The sequence below is a fragment of the Microvirga sp. TS319 genome, from assembly GCF_041276405.1.
GTDB lineage: Bacteria > Pseudomonadota > Alphaproteobacteria > Rhizobiales > Beijerinckiaceae > Microvirga.
On record NZ_JBGGGT010000002.1, the window covers coordinates 690,975 to 706,642 of the forward strand.

General features: G+C 63.9%; 17 protein-coding genes. 4 read left to right on the forward strand and 13 right to left on the reverse strand.

The annotated features are described in order from the left end of the window. Positions 1-69: 69 nt before the first annotated feature. Complete coding sequence (locus AB8841_RS12610; RefSeq protein ID WP_370436187.1) at positions 70-2,817, forward strand: [protein-PII] uridylyltransferase; 2,748 nt, start codon at positions 70-72, stop codon at positions 2,815-2,817. 62 nt (positions 2,818-2,879) lie between these two features. Next, entirely contained in the window at positions 2,880-3,503 is a 624-nt protein-coding gene (grpE, locus tag AB8841_RS12615; protein WP_370436188.1) for a nucleotide exchange factor GrpE, read from the forward strand. Positions 3,504-3,653: 150 nt separating this feature from the next. Here the strand turns inward: grpE and AB8841_RS12620 are convergent, their stop codons facing one another. The 11 genes from AB8841_RS12620 to AB8841_RS12670 form a co-directional block, all read right to left on the reverse strand. After that, positions 3,654-4,595: a hypothetical protein gene (locus tag AB8841_RS12620; RefSeq protein WP_370436189.1), complete on the reverse strand. Its 942-nt coding sequence runs from the start codon at positions 4,593-4,595 to the stop codon at positions 3,654-3,656. A 250-nt stretch (positions 4,596-4,845) separates the two neighbouring features. After that, entirely contained in the window at positions 4,846-5,511 is a 666-nt protein-coding gene (locus tag AB8841_RS12625) for an alpha-ketoglutarate-dependent dioxygenase AlkB (protein ID WP_370436190.1), read from the reverse strand. A gap of 115 nt (positions 5,512-5,626) precedes the next feature. Continuing rightward, positions 5,627-6,247 carry a 2,3-bisphosphoglycerate-dependent phosphoglycerate mutase gene (locus tag AB8841_RS12630; protein WP_370436191.1) on the reverse strand — a complete coding sequence of 207 codons (621 nt, stop codon included), beginning with the start codon at positions 6,245-6,247 and terminating at the stop codon, positions 5,627-5,629. A gap of 49 nt (positions 6,248-6,296) precedes the next feature. Next, the gene (dapB, locus tag AB8841_RS12635; RefSeq protein ID WP_370439260.1) at positions 6,297-7,103 is read right to left on the reverse strand and encodes a 4-hydroxy-tetrahydrodipicolinate reductase; all 807 of its coding nucleotides are present in this window, start codon (positions 7,101-7,103) and stop codon (positions 6,297-6,299) included. 113 nt (positions 7,104-7,216) lie between these two features. After that, positions 7,217-7,522: a DUF1330 domain-containing protein gene (locus tag AB8841_RS12640; RefSeq protein ID WP_370436192.1), complete on the reverse strand. Its 306-nt coding sequence runs from the start codon at positions 7,520-7,522 to the stop codon at positions 7,217-7,219. A gap of 3 nt (positions 7,523-7,525) precedes the next feature. After that, a complete protein-coding gene (locus AB8841_RS12645) occupies positions 7,526-7,813 on the reverse strand; it encodes a DUF1330 domain-containing protein (protein ID WP_370436193.1) in 288 nt (95 codons plus the stop codon). Positions 7,814-7,868: 55 nt separating this feature from the next. Next, on the reverse strand, positions 7,869-8,603 hold the full coding sequence (gene pyrF, locus AB8841_RS12650) for an orotidine-5'-phosphate decarboxylase (RefSeq protein ID WP_370436194.1): 735 nt from the start codon (positions 8,601-8,603) through the stop codon (positions 7,869-7,871). Further along, the gene (locus AB8841_RS12655) at positions 8,600-9,223 is read right to left on the reverse strand and encodes a class I SAM-dependent methyltransferase (RefSeq protein WP_370436195.1); all 624 of its coding nucleotides are present in this window, start codon (positions 9,221-9,223) and stop codon (positions 8,600-8,602) included. Before AB8841_RS12655 ends, pyrF begins: the two co-directional genes overlap by 4 nt. Before the next feature lie 66 nt (positions 9,224-9,289). Continuing rightward, entirely contained in the window at positions 9,290-10,435 is a 1,146-nt protein-coding gene (gene dnaJ / locus AB8841_RS12660; RefSeq protein WP_370436196.1) for a molecular chaperone DnaJ, read from the reverse strand. Between the two features lie 212 nt (positions 10,436-10,647). Further along, a complete protein-coding gene (gene dnaK, locus AB8841_RS12665; protein ID WP_370436197.1) occupies positions 10,648-12,570 on the reverse strand; it encodes a molecular chaperone DnaK in 1,923 nt (640 codons plus the stop codon). Between the two features lie 232 nt (positions 12,571-12,802). Beyond that, positions 12,803-13,048 (reverse strand): hypothetical protein, encoded by a 246-nt coding sequence (locus tag AB8841_RS12670; RefSeq protein WP_370436198.1) that lies wholly within the window; start codon positions 13,046-13,048, stop codon positions 12,803-12,805. Positions 13,049-13,091: 43 nt separating this feature from the next. Between AB8841_RS12670 and AB8841_RS12675 the strand changes: the two genes are divergently transcribed. Next, on the forward strand, positions 13,092-13,382 hold the full coding sequence (locus AB8841_RS12675; RefSeq protein ID WP_370436199.1) for a helix-turn-helix domain-containing protein: 291 nt from the start codon (positions 13,092-13,094) through the stop codon (positions 13,380-13,382). Positions 13,383-13,682: 300 nt separating this feature from the next. Further along, positions 13,683-13,940, forward strand: coding sequence for a helix-turn-helix domain-containing protein (locus tag AB8841_RS12680; protein ID WP_370436200.1), 258 nt, complete (start codon positions 13,683-13,685; stop codon positions 13,938-13,940). Positions 13,941-14,095: 155 nt separating this feature from the next. On the opposite strand, the gene AB8841_RS12685 is transcribed toward AB8841_RS12680, so the two are convergent. Together AB8841_RS12685 and AB8841_RS12690 are read right to left on the reverse strand one after the other, a co-directional pair. Then, the gene (locus AB8841_RS12685; RefSeq protein ID WP_370436201.1) at positions 14,096-15,004 is read right to left on the reverse strand and encodes a methylated-DNA--[protein]-cysteine S-methyltransferase; all 909 of its coding nucleotides are present in this window, start codon (positions 15,002-15,004) and stop codon (positions 14,096-14,098) included. A 146-nt stretch (positions 15,005-15,150) separates the two neighbouring features. Beyond that, positions 15,151-15,663, reverse strand: a complete 513-nt coding sequence (locus AB8841_RS12690) for a DUF2244 domain-containing protein (protein ID WP_370436202.1) — start codon at positions 15,661-15,663, stop codon at positions 15,151-15,153. Positions 15,664-15,668: the final 5 nt, after the last annotated feature.

A 15,668-nucleotide genomic window follows, 5' to 3' on the forward strand; every position in this document is an offset into this window, starting at 1 on the left:
AGTCCAGCCGGCTCTTGGGACAGGGCACGCGGAGTGGTAAGCCATGCGATCATCTGCGATGGTCGTGCCATGCCGCTTCAGTCTCTCGATGCCATCCTCACGTCCCTTGGCGACGCGCCGATCCGCGATTCGGGACAGTTGCGGACCCTGCTCGTGCCCGAGCTGAAGCTTTATCTCGAGGAGTGCCGCGCCAAGGCCGAGCAGCAACTGCTGGAGACGAAAGACGGCCTTCTCTGCGCCAAGTATCTCTCGGCCCGCATGGATGATCTTGTCCGCCTCGTCCACGACGCGGTGGTACGGCATCTCTATCCTGCGGTGAATCCGTCCTCGGGCGAGCGCATCGCTATCGTGGCCACGGGCGGATACGGGCGTGGGACCCTGGCTCCGGGTTCGGATGTCGACCTTCTGTTCCTTCTTCCCTACAAGCAGACCGCCTGGGGCGAGAGCGTCGTCGAGGCGATGCTGTATGTGCTGTGGGATCTCAAGCTGAAAGTCGGACATGCCACCCGCTCGGTGGACGACTGCCTGCGCGAGTCGTCCGCCGACATGACGATCCGCACCTCGCTTCTCGAGGCCCGGTTCCTGCTCGGGGATCGCGCACTCTACAACGATCTCGTGCAGCGGTTCGACAAGGAGATCGTCGCCGCGTCCGCTGCGGAATTCGTCGACGCGAAGCTGAAGGAGCGCGATGCGCGCGTCGCCAAGGCGGGAGCGTCGCGCTATCTCGTCGAGCCCAACGTGAAGGACGGCAAGGGCGGCCTGCGCGATCTCAACACGCTCTTCTGGATCGGCAAATACGTCTACCAGGTGAAGAGGCCGAGGGACCTCGTGAAGGCGGGGCTCTTCACGCCGGAGGAGTTCAAGCTCTTCCAGCGATGCGAGGAGTTCCTCTGGCGCGTGCGCTGCCACATGCATTTCGCGACTGGCCGCGCGGAAGAGCGCCTCACCTTCGATCTGCAGCGCGTCATCGCCGAGCGCATCGGCTTTGCGCCCCGAGGCGGCCTGTCCGGGGTCGAACGTTTCATGAAGTCCTATTTCCTCATCGCCAAGGATGTGGGAGATCTGACGGCCATCGTCTGCGCAGAACTCGAAGCGAGGCAGACCAAGAAGCGGCCCATGCTCGATCGCGTGTTCGGGCGCTTTCGCCGGCGGCGCGGCGGCGCGCTCGCAGGCAACGATTTCGTCATCGACAATAACCGCATCAACGTGAACAACGACGAGGTCTTCGCGCGCGATCCCGTCAATCTCATCCGTCTCTTCTGGCTCGCGGACAAGCACAACCTCGCAATTCATCCCGATGCGACCCGGTTGGCGACCCGCTCGATCAAGCTGATCGGACCGCACCTTCGTCGCGATTCGGAGGCAAACCGGCTCTTCCTCGACATCATCACGTCGAAGAACGCGCCCGAGGTGGTGCTGCGGCGCATGAACGAGGCCGGCGTGCTCGGCCGCTTCGTCCCCGATTTCGGACGCATCGTCGCGATGATGCAGTTCAACATGTATCATCACTACACGGTCGACGAGCACCTCATCCGCTCCATCGGCGTGCTGACGGAAATCGAGGCGGGCCAGCTCGGCAACGATCATCCGCTCGCCAACCAGATCTTCGGTACGATCCAGAACCGAAGAGCGCTCTATGTGGCGGTCTTCCTGCACGACATCGCCAAGGGACGGCCGCAGGATCACTCGATCGCAGGCGCGGCGATCGTGCGCAAGCTCGGACCCCGGTTCGGATTGACCGAAGCGGAAACGAATACGGTCGCCTGGCTCGTCGAGCACCACCTGCTCATGTCCAACACGGCCCAGAGCCGCGACCTGTCGGATCCCGCCACCATCAAGAGCTTCGCGGATGTGGTTCAGACCATGGAGCGCCTGAAGCTCCTGCTCGTGCTCACCATCGCGGACATCAAGGCCGTGGGCCCCGGCACCTGGACGGGCTGGAAAGGTCAGCTCCTACGCACGCTCTATTACGAAACCGAAATGCTGCTCGGTGGAGGCGTCGCGGATGTGGCACGTTCGGATCGCGTCCGTCTCGCGCAGGAGCAGCTGCGTGCGGCGCTTCCCGATTGGCCGGACGAGGAATTCGAGGCCTACGCAGCCCGCCACATGCCGGCCTATTGGCTGAAGACGGACGAGGAGCGGCGCGTGAAGCAGGCGCATTTCGTGCGCGATGCGGAAAGGGCAGGGCGCACGGTCACGACAACCTGCGAGACCGATCATTTCCGCGGCGTCACGGAACTCACCATCCTGTCGCCCGACCATCCGCGCCTGCTTGCCATCGTGACCGGCGCCTGTGCGGCGGCAGGCGGAAACATCGTCGATGCGCAGATCTTCACGACGACCGACGGCATGGCGCTCGACACGATCGTGCTGTCGCGGGCTTTCGACCGGGACGAGGACGAGCTGCGCCGGGCGGAGCGGGTCGCAAAGGCCATCGAGCGTGCCCTGAAGGGTGAAGTCAAGATCGCAGACCTCGTGGAGAGCCGGCGGCCGTCGAAGCCCGCGAAGGCGTTCCATGTGCCCCCGGAGGTCAATATCGACAACTCGCTGTCGAGCCGCCAGACCGTCATCGAGATCTCGGGGCTGGACCGGACGGGCCTGCTCTACGATCTCACCACGGCCCTCGGCAAACTCAACCTCAATATCGCTTCCGCTCACATCGCGACTTTCGGCGAAAAAGCCGTGGACGTGTTCTACGTGACGGATCTGACGGGCACGAAGGTGACCCATGCAGGCCGCCAGTCCACGATCCGCCGCTCCCTGCTCGATGTGTTCAAGGCGGAGGAAGCTGAGCCGTTCCAGCGGCGAAGCGCTTGATTTGTGAGCGCTTCGACCTGATATGTGCCCTGACCCTTTCTCCTATCGGTAGTTGATCGACCATGAACCCGAACGACACGGACAATCAGAACATCAATCCTCAGGCCGAGAGCCCCAGCGGCGCCGAGAACGAGGCCGCCGCTGCATCTCAGCCCGATCCGGTGGCTGTTCTCGAGGCCGAGAAAGCCGATCTGAAGGACAAGCTCCTGCGCTTGATGGCCGACATGGAAAACCTGCGTCGCCGCACGGAGCGCGAGATCGCCGACGCCCGAACCTACGCGGTGGCGAATTTCGCCCGTGACATGCTCACCGTGGCCGACAACGTGCGGCGCGCCATCGAGAGCGTGCCGGGCGAGGCCCGCGCCGGCGCCGAGGGGGCCTTCAAGGGCCTCATCGAGGGGATCGACCTCACGGAGCGTGACCTTCTCAACACGCTGGAGCGTCACGGGGTGAAAAAGCTCGATCCGGAGGGCCAGAAGTTCGACCCGAACGTCCATCAGGCCATGTTCGAGGTGCCCAATCCCGACGTGCCGAACGGCACGGTGGTGCAGGTGGTTCAGTCGGGCTACGTGATCGGCGAACGGGTGCTGCGCCCGGCCCTCGTCGGCGTTGCCAAGGGTGGCCCCAAGGCCCCATCCAACGGAGCAGGTTCCGAGACCGCCGAGAACCCTTCCTCCGCTTCGTAGAGCATCCTTGGCGAATTGGATCCGGTTCGCCGTCTAGAGCAGGCATTCTGATCCCGTCAGAATGCCTGCTCTATCTCGTTCGATGCTTTAACATTTTGATCTTGAACATCTTTTCACGCAAAACCGGTTCCCACTTTTGCGTTCGATGCCTTAAAATTTCGGCTCGACGCTGTCGGCGATCGCACGGAAGCGCGGCAGGTTCTGGTCCCGCTGCTCCTCGCGAGTCAGGCCGACCATGCGCACATAGCGATCCCCCGCGAAACGGATCGATTGCATGACCACGATCGGTTGACCCGAATCCGCCTCGACCGCTCTCGCGACGATCTCGTGCCAGTCCTGGCCACGGAGGCGGAAGGAATCGGAGCGCTCGATCCTGACGTTCTTGATCACCTGGTTGGCATAGAGGGCGGCCTGCGCGAATTGTTTGCGCTGCTCGTCGGAATTGGGTGGGGTCTGACGGGAGGCTCCGACGATCATCATCGGCTGCTCGACGGCCTTGATCATATCCTTCGGTCCATCGGTGTACAGCACGGACGTTCCGGCGATCACGCGAACGGGCCTGAACCCGGCCGTCTCGGCGACCCGGAAGGGCAGAGCGGCGACCTTCTCCTCCAGGGTCACGTCATGGCGCAGGGCGACGCTCTTCAAGGCGGTCCGGATCTGCGCGTCGCTGTAGCCGTCCCGGCCGCCGATCACCTGCGCCACGACGAGGCCGGTCAGGGCCTCGTCCTTGACCAGGAGAAGCCATTTCCGGCCCATATCGGGCTTCGTCATGGTGCTGCTGACGAGAACGCCGGAGCTACCGGTTCCGAGCTTCACGTTCTCCCGGGATATCAGCTCCAGGCCCTGTTTCCTGAGCGCATCCTTGTTCAGTCCGGAGGCGAGCTGCTCGAATGCGCCGGGCGGCAGCTCCGTGAAGGTGATCACGGCCGCCCGCTCCTCGTTCTCGAAGCCGCTGACGCGCTTCGACAGGATCATGTCGGGCGGAGGAACCAGGCCGAGGCGCGATGCCGGCGGGAAGACGGGGTCCGCGGCGAAAGCCGCCTGGAGCGACAGGACGAGGCCGAATGCTGCAGCGGTCAGAATTTTCATGGTCACCCCTCGAGCGCTCTTGGACTTTAAGGCTTAGAGCATCGGACGCAAAAGTGGGAACCGGTTTTGCGTGGAAAGATACTCAAGAACAGCATCGGACGCAAAAGTGGGAACCGGTTTTGCGTGGAAAGATGCTCAAGAACACTATCGGACGCAAAAGTGGGAACCGGTTTTGCGTGGAAAGATGCTCAAGAACACTATCGGACGCAAAAGTGGGAACCGGTTTTGCGTGGAAAGATGCTCAAAACCATCAACTTACAGCATCGGATGTGGGTCCGATTTCACGTCCGATGCTGTAAAGCGGCTTTTCCACCTTGCGCAAGGTGAGATTGAGCCGTCCTCCCTGCGGCAGCAGGTCCGAATGGCCGGGGATCAGCCGGTCGATGCCATGATGGATCAGGCGGGCCGGCCCGCCGAACACGATCGCGTCACCGGATTTGAGGCGGATCGACCGGGTCGGGTCCTTCCGCTCGATGCCGCCATAGCGGAACAGGGCCGTATCGCCCAAGGAGAGCGAAACGACCGGCGCGCCGAACTCCTCCTCGTCCTTGTCCTGATGCAGGCCCATGCGGGCTTCTGGAGCGTAGAAGTTGATCAGGCAGGCATCGGCCGGGTGAGGATAGCCGCTCAAATGCTCCCAAGCCTGCCGTGCCTGCTCGGGCATCGCGGGCCAGGGCTCCCCGGTCTCGGGATGGGTCGGCTGATAGCGATAGCCGTCGATGTCGGAGACCCAGCCGAGCCTTCCGCAATTGGTCATGCGCACGGAGAAGGGCTTGCCGGTGCGCGGCATGCACGGGGCGAAGAGAGGGGCGGCTCGCGTGATGGCGCGCAGGGACTGGAGAAGCCGCTCCTGCGCCGCGCGGTCGAGATAGTCCGGGTAGTAGACGAGGCCGGGAGCAAGGATGAGAGAGGACATGGGCTGATTCTGACGGATTGGTCCTCATTCGTCATCCCCGGGTGTGCCCCGGGGATCCTGTCGTTCGATGCGGCGCCGCTCCTCGAAACGGGGATGGCCCGCAATCAGGCCTGGCTTACCCCTCCAGAACCTTCTTGTCGGCCACGGTGGTGTCGTCGTTGAGCCGATAGACCAGCGGGATGCCGGTCGCGAGCTCCAGGCTCGGGATCGTCTCGGCGGTCAGGCCGTCGAGCACCATCACGAGCGCGCGCAGCGAGTTGCCGTGGGCGGCCACGAGGACGCGCTCGCCGCGCATCACGCGGGGCAGGATCTCGCGGATGTAATAGGGCAGGACGCGGGCTACCGTGTCCTTCAGGCTCTCGCCGCCGGGCGGGGGCACATCGTAGGAGCGGCGCCAGACGTGGACCTGCTCCTCACCCCAGCGGGCGCGGGCATCGTCCTTGTTGAGGCCGGAGAGATCGCCGTAATCGCGCTCGTTGAGCGCCTGGTCGGCGATGGTCTTGAGGTCGGGCTGGCCGATTTCTTCCAGGATCAGCTTGCAGGTGCGCTGGGCGCGGCCCAGAGCGGAGGTGTAGGCGACGTCGAACTGCACGCCCATCTCCTTCAGGCGGCGGCCCGCATTGCGCGCCTCTTCGATCCCGAGATCGGTCAGGCCCGGGTCCTTCCAGCCGGTGAACAGGTTCTTGAGGTTCCATTCGCTCTGGCCGTGGCGGGCAAGCACAAGAAGGCGATCCATCTCTTTAGCGTCTCCGTAGTCCTGGCAAGGATGTATTAGCAGGGGTGTTTTAGAGGTCTTGGAGGCCGAGCACATCGGCCATCGTGTAATAACCGGGTTTTTTGTCGAAGCCCCAGAGCGCGGCTTTCACCGCGCCGCGCGCGAAAATGCTGCGATCCTCCGCGCGATGCGACAGCTCCAGTCGCTCGCCGGCGCCTGCGAAGATTACCGTATGGTCGCCGACCACCGAGCCGCCGCGAAGGGTCGCAAAGCCGATATCGCCCGCATTGCGTGCCCCCGTGTGCCCGTCGCGGCTGCGCACCGAGCGCTCCTTGAGTGAAATGTCGCGCCCCGTCGCGGCAGCCTCTCCGAGGAGCAGGGCGGTGCCGGAGGGCGCATCGACCTTCATGCGGTGGTGCATTTCGAGGATCTCGATATCGAAATCCTCGTCCAGGGTCGCAGCCACCTTGCGCACGAGACCGGCGAGCAGGTTGACCCCGAGGGACATGTTGCCGGACTGGATGATCCGCGCGTGGCGGGCCGCGGCTTCGAGCTTCGTGAAATCGTCATCCCTCAGGCCCGTGGTGCCGATCACATGGACGATGCGGGCCTGGGCGGCCAAGCCCGCGAAGGATACCGTGGCGGCCGGGGAGGTGAAGTCGAGAACGCCGTCGGCCTTGGCGAAGACCGGCAGAGGATCGGCGGTGACGCTCACGCCGAGAGGGGCGAGCCCTGCGAGCGTGCCCGCATCCTGTCCGAGGGCTTGGGAGCCCTCGCGCTCGATGGCGCCGACGAGACGGCAGCCTTCCGTCTCGGCCACGGTGTGGATGAGCATGCGCCCCATGCGCCCGGCCGCTCCGACCACGACAAGTCGCATTTCGCTCATGCTCGATCTCCTGTTGTCCGAGCCGCTGGATATAGCGGCCTCAATGACCGTCGAGAATGCCCTTTCTCGTCATGGCCGGACTTGTCCCAGCCACGGCAGGGGCCTCAACCCGGCTGCGGGCCTTCGTAGCCCTCGATGATGATGATATCCGCCACCGCGTGGCCGTCCCGTTCGGCCTTCGCGGCCTGATACTCGGGCGAGTCCCAGCACTCCAGGGCGGCCTGATAGGTCGGGAACTCGATCACCACGTTGCGGTCGCGCGAGCCGCCTTCCGCGACGCGGAAGCCGCCGCCTCGCACCAGGAAGCGGGCGCCGTACTTGGAGAATGCGGCGGCATTGGCCGTCACGTAATTCTTGTAGGCGTCCGGGTTGTGCACATCGACCCGGCCGATCCAATAGCCCTTCGCCATGGTTCAGGCTCCTTCCACCAGAACGAATTCAGCCACGCATGCGCCCTCGCGCTTGGCCTTCGCGGCCTGATATTCGGGGGAGTGGTAATAGCTGCGGGCCTGCTCAACGGAGTCGAATTCGATCACCACGTTGCGCGCCCGGGCCTCGCCTTCCAGCGCCTCATAGGCGCCGCCGCGTACGAGCGGGCGTCCGCCGTACTGCTTGATCGCCTCCGTCGCGCCCTTGGCGTATTCGGCATAGGCCTCCGGGTTCGTGACGGTGATGCGGGCGATGACATAGCCCTTGGGCATGGTGGTCTCCTCCTCTTGAAGCGAATGAACAGCGAAGGCTGGGCGGCGCGGGGCATCAAGCCTCCGCCATCTCCCGCACGATGGCCTCTGCCGCCGCGCGCGGATCCTCGGCCTTGACGATGGGTCGCGCCACCACGAGGTGGGTCGCGCCGTTGCGGATCGCGTCGCCCGGAGTGACGATGCGCTTCTGGTCGCCGGCCTCGGCCCCCGCAGGGCGAATGCCGGGGGTGACGATGAAGCGGTCGGGGCCGACGATGCCGCGAACGCGCGCGGCTTCGGTGGCGGCGCAGACGAGGCCGTCGATGCCGATCTCGCGCGCCTGGGCCGCCCTGCGGGCGACGAGCTCGGCCGCCGATACGGGTGCATAGCCGGCTTCGACGAGATCGTTGTCGTCATAGGAGGTCAGCACGGTCACGGCGAGGATCTTTAAGGAAGAGCCGGCCTTTCCGGCGACCGCCGCGCGCATGGTCTGCGGATAGGCGTGGACGGTCAGGAAGGTGACGCCCATGCGGGCGATGGAGCGCACGCCTTCCTCGACCGTGTTGCCGATGTCATGCAGCTTGAGATCGAGGAAGATCTTCTTGCCCTGGCCGATCAGCTCGCGCGCGAACTCGAAGCCGCCCGCATAGGCGAGCTGGTAGCCGATCTTGTAGAAGCTGCCCGCATCGCCGATGCGCGTCACGACGGAGCGCGCCTCCTCGACGCTCGGAACGTCGAGGCCGATGATCAATCTGTCGCGCATGTCTCCCTTCGGAATGGGATTCGCTGAAGGAGACATAGGCTGGCTCATGGATGGGAGACCTTGTTGTAGACCCAGACGCGGGCGGGGGGCAGGTTGCGCCAGATCCGGTTGGAGGCTCTGGCCTTGTGCGATTGCGAGCGCGCCGGGATCGGCGGCACGACCGCATAGGTGAACTGGATGAAGGGAGCGCTCGGATGCATCAGCCCCTGCGCCGTTTCGAGAAGGGTCAGGCGCTGGTCCATGGGCTTGGTGAAGAGCGGCAGGCTCGACACGGTGGCGGCCGCGGGCTCCTTCAGGACGCCTGACAATGTTTCGTTGAGATCGTAGGCATCGCCCTGGACGATGGTCGCCTTCGGGAAGCGACGCCTCAGGAGCTGGCAGAATTCGGGGTTGAATTCGACGAGGATCAGGCGTTCCTGTTCCACGCCGCGCCGGATCAGGGCATCGGTGACCGGGCCGGTGCCGGGACCCAGCTCGACGATGGGGCCCGGAATGCGGGGGTCGACATAGGATGCCATGGTCCGCGCCAGGATCTTGCCCGAGGGCGTCACCGCGCCGACGACGAGGGGGCGTTCGAGCCAGGACCGGAGGAACCGGGCCTCGTCCTGAAAGCGATCCTTCTTGAAGGGCAGTTTCCGGATCGTGGGCCGTTGGGACGACTGAAGCACTGGGAAGACCCCTCGAGCGGGCGGATCACAAAGGCTGTTTAGAACTCAAAGGAAACGACCGTCAAGTTAACTTGATCCGCCCAAGCCATCGAGAAATTCCCGGAAGCGCGAGAAGAAACCCGAGCTCTCGGGGTGGTTTTCCTTCGAGCATTCCCTGTCGAATTCCTCCAGAAGCTCGCGCTGACGCTTGGTAAGCTTTTGCGGGGTTTCCACAACAACCTGAATATAGAGGTCGCCCACGTCCCGCGAGCGAAGGACCGGCATGCCCTTGCCGCGCAAGCGGAACTGCTTGCCGGTCTGAGTCCCCTCGGGAACCTTGACCAGCGCCTCGGTGCCGCCGAGCGTCGGCACACTGAACTCGCCGCCGAGCGCCGCCGCCACCATGGAGATCGGCACGCGGCAGAACAGGTCCGCGCCGTCCCGCTGGAAGAAGGGATGCGGCTTGAGGGACAGGAAAATATAGAGGTCGCCCGCCGGCCCGCCGCGCAGGCCCGCTTCGCCTTCGCCCGCCAGGCGAATGCGCGTGCCGTCCTCGACGCCGGCCGGGATGTTGACCGAGAGCGTGCGCTCGCGCGTGACGCGGCCGGCGCCGCCGCAGGAAGCGCAGGGGTCGTCGATCACCTCGCCGCGCCCATGGCAGTTCGGGCAGGTACGCTCGATGGAGAAGAAGCCCTGCGTGGCCCGAACGCGGCCTGCGCCGCCGCAGGTGGGGCAGGCCTTCGGCTTCGAACCGGGCTTCGCGCCGGAGCCTGAGCAGGCCTCGCAGGTGACGGAAGTCGGGATCTTCAGCTCGGCCGTTTTGCCGTGGAAGGCCTCGTCGAGAGAGATCTCGAGGTTGTAGCGCATATCCGCGCCGCGCTCGCGTCCGCCCGTGCTGCGTCCGCCGCGTCCGCCGCGTCCGCCGGCATCGCCGAAGAAATTCTCGAAAATGTCCGACATGAAGTCGGAGAAATCGCCTCCGAAGCCCGGTCCGCCCGCGCCGCCATTGGCGAAGGCCGCGTGACCGTAGCGGTCGTAGGCCGCGCGCTTCTGCCCATCGGAGAGGGTCTGATAGGCCTCGTTGAGTTCCTTGAACTTGACCTCGGCTTCATGGTCGCCCGGGTTCCGGTCCGGGTGATACTGCATAGCGAGCTTGCGGAAGGCGGATTTCATCTCCGCTTCGCTGGCGGTCTTCGCGACGCCGAGAACCTCGTAGTAATCGCGCTTGGACATGTCAGGCGCCCCAGGGAGCGGAGAAACGCTCCGTTATGCTGCCGATCTCCGGGCCCGAGCGCTTGGATCGGCCCGCTCCAGCGGGTCCGGCGGCCGAGGCATCGTGATGATAGGTCGAAGGATCGGTCATTGTTGTTTCTAGCCGTTTCACGAAAACGGCACCCGGCGATGAAACCGGGTGCCGAATTCTGTCAAGATGCACGCATGGTTGATTAAGCGCGCTTCTTCTTGTCGCCTTCGTCGACCTCCTGGAAGTCGGCGTCGATGACGTCGTCCTTCTGGGCGTTCTCGCCGCCTTCCGGCTGCTCTGCGCTGGCCTCGCCAGTGTTGGCTTGAGCCTGGTACATGGCCTCGCCGAGCTTCATGGAAGCCTGCATCAGGTCCGTGGTGCGGGCCTTGATGACCTCGGCATCCTCGCCGGCGAGAGCCTGCTTGAGTGCATCGATAGCGGTCTGGATGCCCTGCTTGTCGGACTCCGAAACCTTGTCGCCGTACTCGCTGAGCGACTTCTCGGTGGCGTGGACCAGGCTTTCGCCCTGGTTCTTGGCCTCGACGACCTCACGGCGCTTCTTGTCTTCCTCGGCGTGAGCCTCGGCGTCCTTCACCATCTTCTCGATATCGGCGTCCGACAGGCCGCCGGAGGCCTGGATGCGGATCTGGTGCTCCTTGGCCGTAGCCTTGTCCTTCGCCGTGACGTTCACGATGCCGTTCGCGTCGATGTCGAAGGTTACCTCGATCTGCGGCACGCCGCGCGGGGCGGGCGGAATGCCCATGAGGTCGAACTGGCCGAGCAGCTTGTTGTCCGCCGCCATTTCGCGCTCGCCCTGGAAGACCCGGATGGTCACCGCGTTCTGGTTGTCCTCGGCGGTCGAGAAGACCTGGCTCTTCTTCGTCGGGATCGTGGTGTTGCGCTCGATCAGACGGGTGAACACGCCGCCGAGCGTCTCGATGCCCAGCGAGAGCGGGGTCACGTCGAGGAGCAGAACGTCCTTCACGTCGCCCTGGAGCACGCCCGCCTGGATCGCAGCGCCGATGGCCACGACCTCGTCCGGGTTCACGCCCTTGTGGGGCTCCTTGCCGAAGAAGGTCTTCACCACTTCCTGGATCTTGGGCATGCGGGTCATGCCGCCGACCAGGACGACCTCGTCGATGTCGCCGGGCGAGATGCCGGCATCCTTGAGGGCCTTCCGGCAGGGCTCGATGGTCTTCTGCACCAGATCGTCCACGAGCTGCTCGAACTTGGCGCGCGAGAGCTTGAGGGCGAGGTGCTTCGGACCGGAGGCATCCGCCGTGATGTAGGGCAGGTTGATCTCGGTCTGAGCGGCCGAGGACAGCTCGATCTTCGCCTTCTCGGCGGCTTCCTTCAGGCGCTGAAGGGCGAGCTTGTCCTTGGTCAGGTCGATGCCCTGCTCCTTCTTGAATTCGGCCGCGAGATACTCGACCAGGCGCATGTCGAAGTCTTCACCGCCGAGGAAGGTATCGCCGTTGGTGGACTTCACTTCGAACACGCCGTCGCCGATCTCGAGGACCGACACGTCGAAGGTGCCGCCGCCGAGGTCGTAGACCGCGATCATGCCGGTCTGCTTCTTGTCGAGGCCGTAGGCCAGGGCAGCAGCGGTCGGCTCGTTGATGATGCGCAGAACCTCGAGGCCGGCGATCTTGCCCGCGTCCTTGGTGGCCTGGCGCTGGGCGTCGTTGAAATAGGCCGGAACCGTGATGACGGCCTGGGTCACAGGCTGCCCGAGATAGGCCTCCGCGGTTTCCTTCATCTTCTGCAGCGTGAAGGCGGAGATCTGCGACGGCGAATACTGCTTGCCGTCGGCTTCGACCCAGGCGTCGCCGTTCGGACCCTTGATGATGTGGTACGGAACGAGGCCCATGTCCTTCTGGGTCATGGGGTCGTTGAAGGTGCGCCCGATCAGGCGCTTGATGGCGAAGAAGGTGCGCGACGGGTTCGTGACCGCCTGGCGCTTGGCCGGCTGGCCGACGAGGCGCTCGCCTTCGTCCGTGAAGGCGACGATGGACGGAGTCGTCCGGGTGCCTTCCGAGTTTTCGATAACTTTGGGCGTCGTGCCTTCCATGACAGCGACGCAGGAATTGGTGGTGCCGAGGTCGATACCAATGACCTTACCCATGGCGGGATCCCTCACTTTCAAGCAGACCGCCGCACCCCGAAGCGGCACGGCCCATGGCTTATGTTGACTGACGTAACAGGTCCGCATCTGTCGAGGCGAACCCTGCTGGCGCTGATATAAGAAGGGGTTTCAAGCGCTGCAAGACGATCTTGATAGCTAGTTGGCCTGATTGCATCGGAGTCGGGTGCTGTTGCAGGGCTGCAATAGCGATAAGAGGCTGACGCTCCTGGCCTTATTCGCCTGCGCCAGCCTGGGCCGGAGTGGAGGAGGCAGTCTGCCTCGTGGTCAGAGCCCCGTAGACTTCGAGCCAGAACCGCACGGCGGACGGGTTCATGTCGCGCTCAGCCAGGAAAGCTCGCAGCAGCACCTCCGCTCCGGCCCCGTCTCCATGGCAATCCACCATGATACGGGTGGCCTGGACAGGATCGAGCCGATGCCAGAGCCGGGCTTCACGAGAGCGTTTCCAAGAGGTCGTCATCGTTCGATTATGAGAAAACTAGCCAGAATAGCAAATAGCCATTTTGGCTAATTGGCTGAAACAGCATATTTCATCCGTCCGCAAAAGCGGGCTGGGCATGCAAAAATCCATTCATAGCAAACGGCAGGAGCGCCTGCGCGTATTGTTGAAGGCGGCACGAAAGAAAGCCGGTCTGACGCAGGACGAACTGGCTGAGCAAATGGGAGCCTATAAGACGTTCGTCAGCAAATATGAAAGAGGCGAGCGGCAACTCGACCTGATCGAGTTCTTGGCTGTCGCCGAGGCTTTGCGATTGGAGCCTAAAACGCTGATCGACCAGCTTCTGCGCGAATAGCAGTCTCCGGTTACCGCTTCAAGGATGCTTCACTTTCATGCCGTCATGCCCGGCCTCGGGCCGGGCATGACGGCATGAATCCGCTGTTAGGACGTGGATGGCCGGAATGAACCCGACCATGATGCGCGTGGCCTGGACAGGATTGAGCCGATGCCAGAGGCTGGCTTCACGAGAGCGTTTTCAGGAAGTGGGCATGGGGTGGATAATCTATGGTCGATTAAAGGATGTCCTTAGCAAATATCCTATTTTAGGAGAAATTAGGCATTTTGGGAGAGTTCCCGAAAAGGGATACTTGGTCTGTTGCCCTTCAGCATCGGCGGCAACATGAAATCGCTCCATACGACACGGCAGGAAAAGTTCTGCATGCTTTTGCGCCATGCACGTAAGAAGACCGGGCTCACCCAAGAAGAGCTGGGAAAGCGGCTCGGCAAATACAAAACATTCGTCAGCAAATATGAAAGCGGTGAACGTGAGATCACCGTACTGGAGCTGATCGATATCGCCGAGGTTCTCAACGTCGATCCGCTCTCCATTTTGAAAGCCGTCATGGCAAAGTGATTGGGCCCCCGGCAGGAAGTGCCCACCTGCCGCCATGCCCGGCTTCGGGCCAGGCATCCACGCCTTGAAACCACTGTTCAGACGTGGATGGCCGGGACAAGCCCGGCCATGACGCGGAAAGCGGCAGCGTGAGTGATGCGGATCGATTCAAGCCTCTAAGTCGCGCTTTCACCCAAACCGCAGCCCGCTTCCCACCCCAGAATCGCTTGCTTGCGGGTCAGGCCCCAATGATAGCCCGTGAGCGCGCCGGAGCGGCCGAGCACCCGGTGGCAGGGGACTACGAAGGAGACGGGGTTCTTCCCCACCGCCGCGCCGACCGCCCGGCAGGCGGCGGGCTTGCCGATATGGCGGGCGATATCGGAATAGGTGGTAGCCTTGTCACGGGGGATGCGCAGCAGGGTCTGCCAGACCCGCACCTCGAAGTCCGTGCCGATGAGGACCACCCGCAGGGGCTGCTCCGCCTGCCATTGTGACGGGCTGAAGATGCGCCGGGCGAGCGGCGCCGTCGCGGCCTCGTCCTCCACATAGGACGCTTTCGGCCAGCGGCGGGTCATATCGGCCAGTGCGGCCGCCCGGTCGCCGTCGTCCACGAAGCCGAGCCCGGCCAGCCCTCGGTCGGTCGCCATCAGGATCGCCTCGCCGAAGGGGGAGGGGTGGAAGCCGTAGCGCATGGTCAGACCCGCGCCGCCCGTCTTGTAGTCGCCGGGCGTCATGGCCTCGTGGGTCACGAACAGATCGTGGAGACGGGCGGGTCCCGAAAGCCCGACCTCGTAGGTCGCGTCCAGGATGCTGGCCGAGGAGGCGAGCAGCACCTTGGCGTTGTCCAGGGTGATCGCCTGGAGAAAGGCCTTCGGCGACAAGCCCGCCCAGCGCCGGAAGAGATGATGCACATGGGTGGTGGAGAGCCCCACATGGTCCGCGATGGCCTCCAGAGAAGGCTGCTCGCGCCAGCGCTCGGAAATGAACGCTATGATCCGGCGCACCCGCTCGTAATCGGCCTGCGGCTCTTCCGGCGGGGTGAGATGACCGGGTTCGATGGTGATGTCGCGCAATGTATCGAGCATGACGTTTTCCTCTTGAGACTACTCTAAGCGGTCCCAGGAGGAGGGGACACCCGATTCCTGTGACGGGTTTGCCCAACCGGCCGAGGGGCGGAGATCTCCCAGCGGGGTAGGCTCGCGAACGGGTGCATTTATAGAAGGCGAGGGCTTCAATAGCCCCGCTTCACGGCCGAAAGAGCCTGGCTGAAGGCATCGGCGAAGGTTTCCCGTTCTTCCGGCGAGAGGTCGCGGGCGATCACGACATGCTGGTTGCGGGACGTGAGGGCGAGTTCCTGCAGGCCGAACTCGTCGTCGACCTCGCGGTCGAGGCGGGTCCAGAGCGGGTTGAACAGCCATTCATGCGCTTCGCCCCGCTCGCTGACTTTCCGGAGCAGCAGGCGGATCGGGGTCAGCTCCAGAAGCTCGAAGGCCTGTCCCTGCCTGTAGCTGATGCGGAATGCGATGAACAGGCCGAGGAAATCGAGGCCGAAGAAGCCCGCGACAGGCCAGAAGCCCATGATTACGAAGGGCAGGCTCGCGACGATGGAGGTCAGGCAGACCAGCACCATCACGATCCTGAAGCCGTGCGGGCTCAAGGATCTGTGCGGGCGGATGACGGCCGAGAACACCGGTTTCTCGAACCGGTCGGCTTCATCCTCAAATGTCGCCTTGCTGCCTGCCATGGTCT

Excerpts from the sequence above, each read along its gene's own strand:
- AB8841_RS12610 (WP_370436187.1), top strand. The coding sequence starts at position 70 with ATGCCGCTTCAGTCTCTCGATGCCATCCTCACGTCCCTTGGCGACGCG.
- AB8841_RS12620 (WP_370436189.1), bottom strand. The coding sequence starts at position 4,595 with ATGAAAATTCTGACCGCTGCAGCATTCGGCCTCGTCCTGTCGCTCCAG.
- dapB (WP_370439260.1), bottom strand. The coding sequence starts at position 7,103 with ATGCGACTTGTCGTGGTCGGAGCGGCCGGGCGCATGGGGCGCATGCTC.
- grpE (WP_370436188.1), top strand. The coding sequence starts at position 2,880 with ATGAACCCGAACGACACGGACAATCAGAACATCAATCCTCAGGCCGAG.
- AB8841_RS12685 (WP_370436201.1), bottom strand. The coding sequence starts at position 15,004 with ATGCTCGATACATTGCGCGACATCACCATCGAACCCGGTCATCTCACC.
- AB8841_RS12625 (WP_370436190.1), bottom strand. The coding sequence starts at position 5,511 with ATGTCCTCTCTCATCCTTGCTCCCGGCCTCGTCTACTACCCGGACTAT.
- AB8841_RS12630 (WP_370436191.1), bottom strand. The coding sequence starts at position 6,247 with ATGGATCGCCTTCTTGTGCTTGCCCGCCACGGCCAGAGCGAATGGAAC.
- dnaK (WP_370436197.1), bottom strand. The coding sequence starts at position 12,570 with ATGGGTAAGGTCATTGGTATCGACCTCGGCACCACCAATTCCTGCGTC.
- pyrF (WP_370436194.1), bottom strand. The coding sequence starts at position 8,603 with ATGAGCCAGCCTATGTCTCCTTCAGCGAATCCCATTCCGAAGGGAGAC.
- AB8841_RS12645 (WP_370436193.1), bottom strand. The coding sequence starts at position 7,813 with ATGCCCAAGGGCTATGTCATCGCCCGCATCACCGTCACGAACCCGGAG.
- dnaJ (WP_370436196.1), bottom strand. The coding sequence starts at position 10,435 with ATGTCCAAGCGCGATTACTACGAGGTTCTCGGCGTCGCGAAGACCGCC.
- AB8841_RS12670 (WP_370436198.1), bottom strand. The coding sequence starts at position 13,048 with ATGACGACCTCTTGGAAACGCTCTCGTGAAGCCCGGCTCTGGCATCGG.
- AB8841_RS12640 (WP_370436192.1), bottom strand. The coding sequence starts at position 7,522 with ATGGCGAAGGGCTATTGGATCGGCCGGGTCGATGTGCACAACCCGGAC.
- AB8841_RS12690 (WP_370436202.1), bottom strand. The coding sequence starts at position 15,663 with ATGGCAGGCAGCAAGGCGACATTTGAGGATGAAGCCGACCGGTTCGAG.